General features: G+C 72.4%; 10 protein-coding genes and 1 tRNA gene. 3 read left to right on the top strand and 8 right to left on the bottom strand.

Annotation, left to right across the window (positions count from 1 at the left end):
• Nucleotides 1-145: 145 nt before the first annotated feature.
• The 3 genes from ACFVXE_RS37715 to ACFVXE_RS37705 all read right to left on the bottom strand — a co-directional run bounded on the left by ACFVXE_RS37715 (nucleotide 146) and on the right by ACFVXE_RS37705 (nucleotide 3,879).
• A complete protein-coding gene (locus tag ACFVXE_RS37715; protein ID WP_389678180.1) occupies nucleotides 146-736 on the bottom strand; it encodes a lytic polysaccharide monooxygenase in 591 nt (196 codons plus the stop codon).
• A 159-nt stretch (nucleotides 737-895) separates the two neighbouring features.
• Complete coding sequence (locus ACFVXE_RS37710; protein WP_389678182.1) at nucleotides 896-2,584, bottom strand: SPFH domain-containing protein; 1,689 nt, start codon at nucleotides 2,582-2,584, stop codon at nucleotides 896-898.
• Nucleotides 2,521-3,879 carry a peptidoglycan-binding protein gene (locus tag ACFVXE_RS37705; protein ID WP_389678179.1) on the bottom strand — a complete coding sequence of 453 codons (1,359 nt, stop codon included), beginning with the start codon at nucleotides 3,877-3,879 and terminating at the stop codon, nucleotides 2,521-2,523. The genes ACFVXE_RS37710 and ACFVXE_RS37705 overlap by 64 nt, the downstream gene beginning before the upstream one ends.
• 183 nt (nucleotides 3,880-4,062) lie before the next feature.
• Between ACFVXE_RS37705 and ACFVXE_RS37700 the strand changes: the two genes are divergently transcribed.
• Nucleotides 4,063-4,136, top strand: a tRNA-Lys gene (locus tag ACFVXE_RS37700).
• An 891-nt stretch (nucleotides 4,137-5,027) separates the two neighbouring features.
• Here ACFVXE_RS37700 and ACFVXE_RS37695 read toward each other — a convergent pair.
• The 5 genes from ACFVXE_RS37695 to ACFVXE_RS37675 form a co-directional block, all read right to left on the bottom strand.
• Complete coding sequence (locus ACFVXE_RS37695) at nucleotides 5,028-5,711, bottom strand: class F sortase (RefSeq protein ID WP_389678178.1); 684 nt, start codon at nucleotides 5,709-5,711, stop codon at nucleotides 5,028-5,030.
• Between the two features lie 5 nt (nucleotides 5,712-5,716).
• Nucleotides 5,717-6,289 carry a hypothetical protein gene (locus ACFVXE_RS37690; RefSeq protein ID WP_389678177.1) on the bottom strand — a complete coding sequence of 191 codons (573 nt, stop codon included), beginning with the start codon at nucleotides 6,287-6,289 and terminating at the stop codon, nucleotides 5,717-5,719.
• A gap of 165 nt (nucleotides 6,290-6,454) precedes the next feature.
• Nucleotides 6,455-7,243, bottom strand: a complete 789-nt coding sequence (locus ACFVXE_RS37685) for an HAD-IIA family hydrolase (protein ID WP_389678176.1) — start codon at nucleotides 7,241-7,243, stop codon at nucleotides 6,455-6,457.
• Between the two features lie 350 nt (nucleotides 7,244-7,593).
• Nucleotides 7,594-8,841 (bottom strand): hypothetical protein, encoded by a 1,248-nt coding sequence (locus ACFVXE_RS37680; RefSeq protein ID WP_389678175.1) that lies wholly within the window; start codon nucleotides 8,839-8,841, stop codon nucleotides 7,594-7,596.
• A gap of 179 nt (nucleotides 8,842-9,020) precedes the next feature.
• A complete protein-coding gene (locus ACFVXE_RS37675) occupies nucleotides 9,021-10,214 on the bottom strand; it encodes an ROK family protein (RefSeq protein ID WP_389678174.1) in 1,194 nt (397 codons plus the stop codon).
• A gap of 56 nt (nucleotides 10,215-10,270) precedes the next feature.
• Here ACFVXE_RS37675 and ACFVXE_RS37670 point away from each other — a divergent pair, with 56 nt between their 5' ends.
• A complete protein-coding gene (locus ACFVXE_RS37670) occupies nucleotides 10,271-11,389 on the top strand; it encodes a Gfo/Idh/MocA family oxidoreductase (protein ID WP_389678172.1) in 1,119 nt (372 codons plus the stop codon).
• Nucleotides 11,386-11,865, top strand: a complete 480-nt coding sequence (locus ACFVXE_RS37665; RefSeq protein ID WP_389678170.1) for a heme-degrading domain-containing protein — start codon at nucleotides 11,386-11,388, stop codon at nucleotides 11,863-11,865. The genes ACFVXE_RS37670 and ACFVXE_RS37665 overlap by 4 nt, the downstream gene beginning before the upstream one ends.
• Nucleotides 11,866-11,969 lie beyond the last annotated feature (104 nt).

The raw sequence follows: 11,969 nt of genomic DNA, 5'->3' as shown, positions 1-11,969 counted from the left end.
GCGACGCCCCCGTCCAGGGCCGTCGTGGCCGATCGCGCCGTTCAGCCGGGGGCGCTGCCGCGCAGCGCCCCCGGTGCGGTTCGTGGTGCGGGCCCCGCGACGGTGCCCGCACTCCCCCGGGTGCCGTACGGCGACCGACCGGGTGTCAGAACTGGACGTCGGAGCACGCGTAGAACGCGTTCCCGGTGTCCGCGATGTTCCAGACGCTGAGGATGATGTGCTTCCCGGTCTTCTGGGTGGGGATGGTGCCCTGCTGGGTCAGGGTCTCCGGGGGCTGCTGACCGCCGTACGGCACCGTCATGAACGGCTGCGACTCCAGCGCCGCCCTGGTCAGCGGCTTGGTGGGGTCCCATCCGTTCTTGGTGATGTAGTAGCGGAAGTCGGTCGTGGCGTGCCGTGCGGTGAACTGCCAGCGGAAACTGAAGCCCTGACCTGCCGTCACCTTGGTGGCGGGCCAGTTGCCGCCACGCGGGTCGTCCAGCGCCGAGAAGTTGTCGTGACCGCCGGAGCAGATCTTGCCGTCGGCCGGACCCGCCGCCGGGAAGCCCTTGGGGGCTTCGACGCTCTGCGGCTCCCACTGGATGGCGCCGCAGTCGGTGACGGTGCCGTTGGCACAGAGCTTCTGGCGGCTGATGGGGTTGTCGGTGTAGCCGTGGCTGCTGGCGCTGCTCGTCGCGAACATCGAGACGCCCGCTATCGCCAGGCCGACTACGGCCGCACTTGCCCTCTTACGCATGACTGTCGCTCCTCAAGAACGTGGGGGAAGTTCCATGAGCTTTGCTGCGCGCGTGGTCGTGCGGTCTAGACCAAATCCTAGATTATTGACGGAACATGAACATGTCCAGACCAATGGGAACGGGATTCCGGTGCGCCCCCAGGCCGGTCCTGGCGCCCCTCAGGCCCCGTCCCCGCCGACCCGTCCGGTGTAGAAGGCCACCGTCAAGTCCTTGACCAGTGACTTCCGTTCGTAGTCGTCGAGCTCCACGAGGCCTCGCGCGGTGAGCCTGTTGACAGTGTCGTCCACCGCGTCGACCACCGAAGTCAGCACACTGTCGCGGTGCTTGGCGTCGATGGCGGCGACCCGGCGCCGCTGCATGGCGGCGGCGACCTCCGGCGCGTACTCGATCCCGGTCGGCTGCGCCGAGTACACCTCGATGCCCACCGGCTCGCAGTCCGCCTTCAGCAGCCGGGTCAGCGCGTCGCCGACCGCCTCCGCGTCGCGCAGCGTGTGCGCGTCCTCGTGGAACGCGTCGGCGGGCAGCTGCGAGAGGATCCGCGCCATGGCCGCCTCCACCTGCTCGCACAGATACTCCTCGTGGTCCTCGACCCCGAGCGTCGCCCGCACGGTGTCGTTGATCCGCCACACGACGAGGACGACGACGCGCAGCGCCGTACCGTTCGCGTCCACCGCGGGCAGCGGCTCGCTGCGCCAGTGCCGGAGCCGTACGTCGACGCAGCGGCGCAGCAGGAGCGGGCTGATCCAGACCAGTCCGGTCCTTCGCACGCTGCCCCGGTAGGCGCCGAAGCGCGTCAGGACCCACGCCGACCCGACGCGCCCGCGGCTCAGACCGCCGAGTGCGAAGAAGACCACGGCCACCAGCGCGGTGAGCGCCGCCCATGCTCCGACGCCGATGCCGTTGTACGGACGGAGGGTGATCCCGAGCCGGGCGAGCAGCCCGGCGGGGAGCGCACCGGGGGGCAGCGCGCCTGCCCACCACAGCACCGCCCCGGCGGCGACGGTCCCGGTCAGCGCGGTGAGTACTGCCAGCCATCCGGGCAGCGAGGACCCCTTCTTCTCGGTCAGCTGCGGGTCGCCGGCCGGCGCCGGCCGGGTCGGCGCCGATACCTGCGCCGCTCGCGCCACGGGCGGCCGCCGCACCCCGGACAGCTGCTCGGCACCGGTGCTCCGCGCCAGGCCGGCGGGGAGCGCGGCGGCGGGAAGCGCGGGCTCGCCGCGGAAGAGCAGGTGGACGGGGATGGAGGCGGTGCGCCCGTTGGCGATGATCATGCGCCGCCGTCCGGCCTTGGCTCGGGCCGGGTCCGGCGCGGAGCCGGGTACCGGTTCGGCCTCCGGCGCGGTGACGGCCTCGGCCGTCGAGGTGACCGGCAGCGCGGGGGCCGGTGCGCCGGCGCCGGCCGGTTCCAGCGGCGCGGCGACGGGCAGGACGGCAGGCGGCCGACGGGTCAGCACGTCGGAGTCCGGGCCGGGGACCGGCACCGGAGCCGAGGCCGGGACCGACACCGAGGCGGAGGCCGCGCCGAGGGCGGAGTGGGGCGTGTCGCCCGGAACCAGGTCGAGCACGAGGTCGAGCACGGCGTCCGGTCCGCCCCCCGGCCCCGTCTCGGCACCGGTTCCGCCGTCCGGTCCGGTGTCCGTGCCCCGTCGGGCCTCCGTCTCTCCGGCGCCGCGCGCGCCCTCCGCCCGGCCGTCCGCCGGCTCGTGTTGCTTCCCATGCTCCGGAACTCCGGAGCTGTCCGACACCATGAATCGCATTTCCGCCTCCGTCATGTCCGTCCGTGTCACGCGAAAAGTCGTCGCCAGGTCTCCGGGCCGGGGTATCCGTCGGCCTCGGAGCCCCGCCAGCCCTGGTCCCGCTGGAAGGCTTCGACATTGCGCCGGTCCGCCTCGGTCCACCGGGGGCCGGGGCCCGACGTGTAGTACTTGCCGTAGCCCTTCTTCACCAACTGCTTGCCGAGGATCTCGACATGGCTGTTGGACTGACCCGGCCGGAAGTAGCTCCGCCCCGGGAAGGCCGGGGCGGCAGTCGATCCATCGCCCGGGCTGCCTCCGTTTCCGCTCTCGGGGATGTCCCGGCCGGTCCCACTCGTCAGCAGCTGCCATGTGTCGGGGCCGGGGATCCCGTCCGCTTCGCCGGCGCTCCAGCCCTGAGCCTCCTGGAACGCCTTGGTCGCAAGCCGGTCGGCGTCACCCCAGGTCGCCCCCGGCCCGACCGAGTAGAACCGCTTGCCACCGCGCTCCACGAGCATCCGGCCGAGCTGGGCGACGTACTCGTTGGTGGCGCCCGGCCCGAATTTGTCGACGCCCGGGAACGGCGTCGCCGAGGGGTTGCTGCCCCCCGCTCCGGTATCGGCGTCGAGCCCCTTGTAGCGGTACGGCACGTACTTGTCCGAGTTGGTCCAGTACGCCATGGGCGTCGTCTGCTTGCGCGCGTGCGCGGGAGTCTGTTCGTACGCCGTGTAGTGGGTGTGCGTGTAGTCGGTCCAGCCGCCGAAGATCGTGACGTGTGATCCGTTCGTCGGGTCGGCCCGGTTGTGGAAGAGCAGAATGTCGCCGGGCTGCAGCTCCTCGCGCTCGACCTGGTCCCCGTACTCGGCGAGGCTGCCGGTCCACTCGTTGCCCTTGAGGTTCCAGGCCATCGACACATATCCGGAGCAGTCCTGCCGGTACCCGTCCGACCAGTACTTCTCCATGCTGTACGGGACCTTCGCGCTCACCCACCCCTTGGCGCGGTTGATGATGTCCGTCCGCGTGGTCGGACGCAGCTCCGGGGCGGTGTCCGTGGAGGACGGCGCCCCCGGGGACCCCGCACCCGTCAGGGGACCCGGCGCCCCCTGCGGAGTGCCCGCATCCACGCCGTCCGAATCCGGACTGTCCGCGGCCGTGACCCCGTCCTCCCGGGCGGACCCCGCGGGCCCCGACCCGTGCTCGTCCGCCGGGCTCGCGGCCTCGGCCACACCGGCGCTCAGCACCACACCGGCCGCCGTGGCCAGGACCAGTGCGCGGCGCGCGCCGTGCGCCGCGGGATGTCCTCCGTACCGCCGGGGCAAGGCTCGGGCGGCGGCGCGACGCTGTGCGGCGCACCCCGCGCAGATGCAGTCGATTGCGGGTGCGTAGTCCTCGAAGGCCGGCACAGTCATGCGATTCCCCTCCGCTTCCTCAAGATCTTTGGGCGCATCCGCATGGGTGTCGGTGTTCCAACTCTCCCGACAAATCACATTTTGACGGACAGAAGTGAAAAAACGACCATCCGACAGGCCGGGAGCGAAGGGAAATGGTCAGGAGTACCTCCCGCCATCGGGTAGAGTTCTCCAGGTCAGCAGGCGCCGCTAGCTCAGTTGGTTAGAGCAGCTGACTCTTAATCAGCGGGTCCGGGGTTCGAGTCCCTGGCGGCGCACGCAGAGTCAAGGCCCCCTCACCGCGCGTGAGGGGGCCTTGTTCATGTTCCGGTTCTTCGCGCATGACTGACAGACAGTCACCCAGCCGTCACACGGGGGCGGAAGACCGCCCTGCGCGCCGCGGAACGCACCCCGGAGGCGCCCCGATCGCCCCGTGATCACCAAACGCCGCAATCCGTCTCATCATGGATGAATTGCCCCATGCGGTCTGCTCGGATCCGCTGACCGCAACCAGGTCGGCGTCACCTGCAGTTGGAGGCGGAAGCCGAGGGCGCCGCCGGCGCGCTACCGATCACCGGCGGACGGCCTCGCAGCATCAGGAAGCCGGCCGGACCCGTCGGAGAACACCTCCACGACGGCCCGGCGGAATGCGCGGCGACGGGACGGCCGGACGATCCCCCGCTCGGCGCGCACCGAGGACGCGTCGCGACCCACGTCCACGAGGACAGCCGCCCCGGCGGCTCGACGCGCCTTCTCGGACCACGCGGCCGCGGACCGCGGCCGGACACCCCAGGCCGCAGCTGTCGATCACGACCACATGACCGGCACCCCCGACCGCGCGCACCGGCCGGGACCGTTCGAATCCGCCCTGGCGGCGACCGCAGCTCCGGACGACAGCGGACGATGCACTCTGGACTCACCGTCACATATGCACTGCGCCCGGCCAGTTGGGCGTCCTAGAGTGTCCAGGTGCGGCCCGCATGCCCCCTTTGCCTCCCGTGTCGGCGCCGGGCTTCTCCCGCAGCCCGCGCACCGCGGTCGAGGACCGGCCCGGTCGGCGCCCCGGGGGGAACCGGGCGGCCGGCCGGGCCAGGTGTCCTTCCCCCTCGGGCGGGACCCCGCCCCGCATCACCCCGCCCCGCATCCATCACCGCGCCCCGCATCACAGGTCAGGCGGCGCCGGTCCCTCCCGCCTTCTCGCCGGTGAGATAGGCGGACACCACGACGTTGGCGTCGTACTCGTGCGACCCGCGGTCGAACGTCCCCCCGCAGGTGATCAGACGAAGTTCCGCCCGCCCGTCCTTGCGGGGCCCGTACGCCTTGAGGGCGTTGAAACGTTTCCGGGTGAAGACCTGGACGTCGTCGATGGTGAATTCGGCGACCGAGCCGTCCGTGCGGACCACCCGGACCTTCGCGCCGGGTCGGGCCGCGCTCAGCCCGTAGAAGACGGCCGGTTTGGTCTCGGTGTCGACGTGGCCGACGAGGAGCGCTGCGCCCGCCGCACCGGGCTTGGTTCCGCTGCCGTACCAGCCGACCGTGTGCGGTTTCGTGAACGGCGGCGGGTCGATGGCCCCCGCGGCGTCCAGACCGCGGGCGACGACGGGCGCCCGGATACCGATCGAGGGGATTTCGACCCGCTCGGGCGCCGCTCCCTTGATCGGGGCATGCGCCGCGGGAAGCGGTACGCCGAGGGGGCGGCCGACCGCGGCGACATCGCCGGTGGTCGGGGCGGAGCTGGCGCCGGAGCCGTCGGTGATGCCACGACCCCAGAGCCACAGGCCCAGCAGCAGGACGGCCCAGGCCACCCCGGTGAGCAGTCGGCCGTTTCCGGCCGGGCGGTCCTTGGCGGACATCTCGTTCAGTCCGCGGCCGGGCGTCGGCGACGGACGCTGCGGAGGGCGACGGAGGCGGTCGCGGCGACGGCCAGGACCAGCCCGACCACGGCCTGCACGGCGCTGGGGCCGTTCTGCTGGGCCGCCTGTTCGGCGAGGACGGCGGTGCCGCCGCCACCGGCCTGGACCGGCGCGGTCGGGGTGAGCGGCGGCTGCTGGTTGCGGTCGACGACGGTGAGGGTGCCGGACACCTCGGTGTCCTTGCTGTCACCGCAGCTCACCCAGATGTCGTACTCGCCGGGCTCGGCGTCGGAACGGATCTTGCCCTCGGCGAAGAGTCCGTCGCTGCCCTCGGGGGAGAAACGGGCGTCGGAGTCGAAGGCGTCGGAGATCCCTTTGGCCTCCTTGCCCCTGCAGCCGTTGGTCTGCAGGTCCACCTGCCCGCCAGGGGCGACGGACGACGGGGTCACCGTGAGTGTGGTGCCGGAGCCCGGATCCTTCTCGGACCCGGAACCGGTCTCGGCCAGTGCGGCGGGAGCGTGCATCAGGGTCGCCGCGATCACCGCGGCCCCACAGAACGTGAGGGGTATGGAACGCATTGTGAACCTCCTTTTCGAAGGTTCACGCGTCTGGCCGCTCTTCGCATCCTCAGGGCTGCGGGGCTGGGCCATGCGGGTGCTCTCGACGCCGGGACGGGAGAACTCGGCGTCATCACGGGGAAGGCTTGCCGGAATGCCTCCCGGAAAACCTTCCCCGCACTGCGCTCAGCCCACGTCGACGAGGTCGACCAGGTCCGCGATGGAGTCGACGACCGTGGACGGCCGGAACGGATAGCGGTCGATGTCCGCGGGCGTCGTCAGACCGGTGAGCACCAGGAAGGTGTGCATGCCCGCCTCCAGGCCGGCGAGCACATCGGTGTCCATACGGTCGCCGATCATGGCGCTGGACTCCGAGTGGGCGCCGATCGCGTTCAGCCCGGTGCGCATCATCAACGGGTTGGGCTTGCCCGCGAAGTACGGGGCCTTGCCGGTGGCCTTGGTGATCAGCGCGGCAACGGCCCCGGTGGCGGGCAGCGGCCCCTCGGCCGACGGGCCGGTCTCGTCCGGGTTGGTGCAGATGAAGCGGGCGCCCCCGTTGATCAGCCGGATCGCCTTGGTGAGCGCCTCGAAGCTGTACGTACGGGTCTCGCCGAGGACCACGTAGTCCGGGTCGTGGTCGGTGAGGACGTACCCGATGTCGTGCAGCGCGGTGGTGAGTCCGGCCTCTCCGATGACGTAAGCCGTGCCGCCGGGCCGCTGGTCGTCGAGGAACTTCGCGGTGGCCAGGGCGGAGGTCCAGATGTTCTCCACCGGCACGTCCAGCCCCATGCGCGCCAGCCGGGCGTGCAGGTCGCGCGCCGTGTAGATCGAGTTGTTGGTGAGCACCAGGAACGGCAGTCCGGACTCCCGCAGCCGTTTGATGAAGGCGTCGGCCCCCGGGATCGGGGTGCCCTCGTGGATGAGGACTCCGTCCATGTCGGTGAGCCAGGATGTGATCGGCTTGCGTTCTGCCATGCGGGACTCCTGCCGTACGCCGTGTGCGGGGACGCCGGCGGCACCGCGCTGTGCAGCGCCGACATCCCCGATGTTAGAGGTACCGGCAGGTGGGAGGCATCGGCCGTGATCCCGGTCCGTGACCGGTGGCCGCGCGACGGGACGGGGCCTGCGAGCGATTTCACCCAACTCACTCAACTGTGAGCCGAGTTGGAGTTCGGAACGGCCCCGTGCGCTGACCGGTACGAGCCGGTCGCGGTGGAGAGGGTGCCGGAACCGCCCGGCGCACCGGGCCTCCTGACGCGCGGGCGGCCCGTCTCCCGATGGTGACGGACGGAGCTGCACGCCGGTGCATACGGGGATCGCTCGGGTCAGCGGCGGATGAGGCGCAGCCGTCGCGCCCCCCTCACCACGGCCGCACCGCCGACCAGACAGATACCGGCGGCGAGACCGACCGTCCACGCAACCGCCGCCACTCCGGTCCTGGCCAGCTCGGGCAGGCTCTGCGGGGCCCGGTCCGGGTCCACCGGCTCATCCGGGGAGCGGGGTCCGGTCGCATCGCCGGTCCCGCCCCCGCCGTCGATGCCACCGCTCTCCGCGGTGGCGGCGCCGTCCGGAGACTGGTCGGGCACGCCCTCAGGCATTCCGTCACGACCGATGCCGGTGACGGGCCCGGTGCCGTCGGCCCTGCCCGTACCGCCGGTTCCACCGGTGTCACCGGTCCCGCCGACCTCACCGCCGGTGTCGCGGGTACCCCCGGTGCCGCCGGCGTCCTCGGTGTCACCGGTGGGGCCGACCTCCCCGGTGTCGCCGGAGACGTCGCCGGTCTCACCGCTGCCGGTGTCTCCGGTGTCTCCGGTGTCTCCACTGCCGGTGACGTCTCCGGTCTCGCCGCCGCCTTCGTCCTCGTCCTCGACCACGTTGAAGACGTAGTCGTCGGACTCCCCGACCCACTCCCCGTCGTCCGTCGTCTTCTTCTTGCCGCCTTCGACGGTCGTCCCCTGCTTGCGCTGGACGATCGCGGCCTTGGCGGTGATCTCCCCGGGGAGGGTGTCGGAGGTGAATGCCAGCCGGACCCGGACGGTGACGGTGGAACCCGCAGGGACGGCGAAGCCGCCGAAGTTGTCGGCGCCGTCGCCGCCGAAGACCCCGATGTGCTCGTCGCGGTCGGTCGTCTCCCAGGTGACGCGGTGCTCCACATCGGGGTGGGCCGACTCGGAGAACTCCATCTGGATCTGGGCGGAGACCAGTTTCCGGTCCTCGTCGACGAGGACCAGGACCGGGTGGATGGCCCGGCAGGGTTCGGACGTCGTATTGGTCAGGTCCAGCAGCCAGATGCCGTACCCGCCGCCGGACGCGTACGTCCGCGGGCCGCCGTGGATCCGGGTCGCGATCGGGAAGTCACCTGCCGCCGGGGCGCCGCAGGTGGGCGGCTGGTCGGCGGTGACCGAGACCGGGACGGCAGCGGCGGTGGAGGCCCCGCCGAGGACCACGGACGCCGCGGCCAGACCGAGCGCGATCCCGTGTCGCGGCCGGGTGTGGGGCGGCGCGGCAGGCGGCGTACGGGGTGACGCTCCGGGCGACGCGGAAGGCGGTGTCGGGGGCGGTGTGGGGGGCATAGGGGGACACCCTTTGCTGCTCGCGAACGGTCGGATCGCCCCGTGCCCGGAGTTCACCGGTTGTGGGCGGCGACGCTGTCACGCGCGCGCGTCCGGGCGGCCGCCGACATGCCGCGGGACGTCCGACCGGCCCACGCCGGCGCACTCGACCGGCCCACGCCGGGGCCACCCCGACGGCCCTATCCGGTTCCGCCGCCGACCCGCCCGAAGAGAGGGGCGAGAACCAGCTGCGCGGCGCCTTCCGCGACCGGCCGGTCCCCGCCCGCGGTGGTGACGAGGGGCACGGCCGCGCCGATGCCGTCACGCCGGACGCGCTCACCGACGACGGCGCGGACCCCACGTACGTACGCATCGGGATCGGCACCGACGGTACGTCCGCCGAGCACCACCCGGTCGATGTCGAGCAGCCCGACGAGGTTGGCGGCGCCGGTCCCCAGCACGCGCGCGGCCTCCGCGACGTCGCCGTCGGCAACGGCGGCGAGGCAGAGCGCCTCGATGCAGCCGCGCCCTCCGCAGCTGCACACCGGCCCGTCCAGCGCCACGGTCTGGTGCCCGAACTCACCGGCCCCGGTACGGGCTCCGCGGTGCACCGCCCCGCCGAGCACGAGCCCGGCGCCGAGGCCGGTCCCGAGATGCAGATAGGCGAAGTCCTCCGGCCCGTCGGCCCGCAGGGCGAGCCCGAGGGCGGCGGCGTTGGTGTCCTTGTCGACGACCACCGGCAGCCCGGTGCGGGCGGCGAGGGCCTCCCGGAGCGGGAATCCGTCCCACTGCGGAAACCCGGTGACGCGGTGCAGCACGCCCCCGAGATGGTCGAGCGGACCGGGTGCGGCAACCCCCACCCCGAGCACGTTGCGCGACGCCCGCGCGGGGGAGGCCGCCCGCGGCGGGGACCCGGGGGCGGAGGTCCGGGGACCCGGCTCCGCGCCGCCCGGCCCCGTCGCCGCCCCGTCTGGCCCCGCCAGCACGGCCGCCACCTCGCCCGCCGCGGCCGCGACCACCTCGGCCGCCGGGGCACCGAAGTCCAGCGGCGCCGTGCGGCTCGCGACGGTCACGCCGGCCAGGTCGACGAGGACCAGCGTCAGCTCGTCGCGGTCCAGGTGCAGCCCCACCGCGTGCCCCGCGTCCGGGACCAGCCGCAGCACCGTCCGCGGCTTGCCGCCCGTGGACGCCCGGTGCCCCGCTTCCGTCGCCAGGCCCTCCGCCCGCAGCCGGGCGGTGATCTTGCTGACCGCCTGCGGTGTGAGCCCCGTACGCTCCGCCAGCTCCAGCCGGCTGATCCCGCGTTCGCCCGCGACACGCAGCAGGTCGAGCACGAGCGCCGCGTTGTGGCTGCGCAGCGTCGGTAGGTTCGCCCCGGTGTTACTCCTGTTCACGGACCCATTGTCACCCTCGCTTGCACTTTGGCAACAGCGTTGCTTAAGTGGATTGCATGACTGGCATCACGACTCACGGCTCCCCTCTCCGCGTCGGACTCGTCGGCTACGGCCTGGCGGGCTCCGTCTTCCACGCCCCGCTGATCGCGGCGACCGAGGGCCTGGTCCTCGACACGGTCGTCACCTCGAACGAGGAGCGGCGGGCGCAGGCCCGTGCCGAGTTCCCCGACGTCCGGTTCGCCGCGTCGCCCGACGAGCTGTGGGGGCGCGCCGACGAGCTGGACCTGATCGTGATCGCCTCCCCCAACAAGACCCATGTCCCGGTCGCGACCGCCGCACTGAAGGCCGGGCTGCCGGTCGTCGTGGACAAGCCGATCGCCGGCACGGCCGCCGAGGCGCGCGAGCTCGCCGCGCTGGCCGAGGAGCGCGGCCTGCTCCTCTCGGTCTTCCAGAACCGCCGCTGGGACAACGACTTCCTGACTCTGGCGCGGCTGATCGAGGACGGCGAGCTCGGCGACGTACAGCGGTTCGAGTCCCGTTTCGAGCGGTGGCGCCCGCAGCTCAAGGGCGGCTGGCGCGAGTCGGGCGACCCGCAGGAGATCGGCGGGCTGCTGTACGACCTGGGCAGCCACGTCGTCGACCAGGCGCTCGTCCTGTTCGGCCCGGCGGTGCAGGTGTACGCGGAGTCCGACGTACGCCGTCCTGGTGCTGCCACCGACGACGACACGTTCCTCGCGATCACCCATGCGAACGGGGTCCGCTCGCATCTGTACGTCAGCGCCACCACGGCGCAGCTCGGTCCGCGCTTCCGGGTGCTCGGCTCCCGTGCCGGTTATGTGAAGTACGGTCTCGACCCGCAGGAGGCCTCGCTCCGCGAGGGCCACCGCCCCTCCGCGACCGCCATCGGCTGGGGCGAGGAGCCCGAGGAGCTGTGGGGCCGGCTCGGTGCGGGCGAGTCGCCGCTGACCGGCGGCGGCACCCCGGTCCGCACCCTGCCGGGCGACTATCCCGCGTACTACGCGGCGGTCGCCGACGCGGTGCGCGGCAAGGGCGAGAATCCGGTGACGGCCCTGCAGGCCGCCGCCGCCCTGGACGTGCTGGAAGCCGCCCGCCGCTCCGCCCGCGAAGGCATCACCGTGTCCCTGTCCACCGCTTCCGAGGAGCAGTCCGCATGAACCCCACCGCTCCGACCATCTCCGAACTCATCGCGCAGGAGCGCCGGCTGACGCTGCCGCATTTCAGCTACGACGACGCGTACGCGCTCGGCGGGCTGCTCGTCGCCCTGGCCCGCGAGCGCCATGCGCCGGTCGCGATCGACATCCGGCGTGGCGCCCAGCAGCTGTTCCATGCCGCGCTGCCCGGTTCGAGCGCGGACAACGACGCGTGGATCGACCGCAAGCGCAAGGTCGTCGAGCGGTACGGCGAGAGCTCGTACCTGGTGGGGACCCGGTTCCGGGCCAAGGGGACGACGTTCGAGGATTCCTCACGGCTGGACCCGGACACCTACGCCGCGCACGGCGGTTCGTTCCCGATCGCGGTCGAGGGCGCCGGCGTGATCGGCACGGTCACGGTCTCCGGCCTGCCGCAGGCGGAGGACCACGCGCTGGTCGTCGAGGCGCTGGAGCAGTTCGCCACCACGATCACCGGCTGATACGGCGGAGGGGGGGGGGGGGCGGCCGGCCCCGGCGCCCCCCCCCCCCCCACACACAAAAAAAAAAAACAAACAACAACCACAAAAACAAAGAAAGAAGAAAA

The organism is Streptomyces sp. NPDC058231, from assembly GCF_042882275.1.
Taxonomy (GTDB): Bacteria; Actinomycetota; Actinomycetes; order Streptomycetales; family Streptomycetaceae; genus Streptomyces.
Note: the sequence above shows the minus strand (reverse complement) of the source record. Positions and strands in the feature narration are given on the sequence as shown.

Excerpts from the sequence above, each read along its gene's own strand:
- ACFVXE_RS37670 (WP_389678172.1), top strand. The coding sequence starts at position 10,271 with ATGACTGGCATCACGACTCACGGCTCCCCTCTCCGCGTCGGACTCGTC.
- ACFVXE_RS37705 (WP_389678179.1), bottom strand. The coding sequence starts at position 3,879 with ATGACTGTGCCGGCCTTCGAGGACTACGCACCCGCAATCGACTGCATC.
- ACFVXE_RS37680 (WP_389678175.1), bottom strand. The coding sequence starts at position 8,841 with ATGCCCCCCACACCGCCCCCGACACCGCCTTCCGCGTCGCCCGGAGCG.
- ACFVXE_RS37695 (WP_389678178.1), bottom strand. The coding sequence starts at position 5,711 with ATGTCCGCCAAGGACCGCCCGGCCGGAAACGGCCGACTGCTCACCGGG.
- ACFVXE_RS37685 (WP_389678176.1), bottom strand. The coding sequence starts at position 7,243 with ATGGCAGAACGCAAGCCGATCACATCCTGGCTCACCGACATGGACGGA.
- ACFVXE_RS37665 (WP_389678170.1), top strand. The coding sequence starts at position 11,386 with ATGAACCCCACCGCTCCGACCATCTCCGAACTCATCGCGCAGGAGCGC.
- ACFVXE_RS37690 (WP_389678177.1), bottom strand. The coding sequence starts at position 6,289 with ATGCGTTCCATACCCCTCACGTTCTGTGGGGCCGCGGTGATCGCGGCG.
- ACFVXE_RS37715 (WP_389678180.1), bottom strand. The coding sequence starts at position 736 with ATGCGTAAGAGGGCAAGTGCGGCCGTAGTCGGCCTGGCGATAGCGGGC.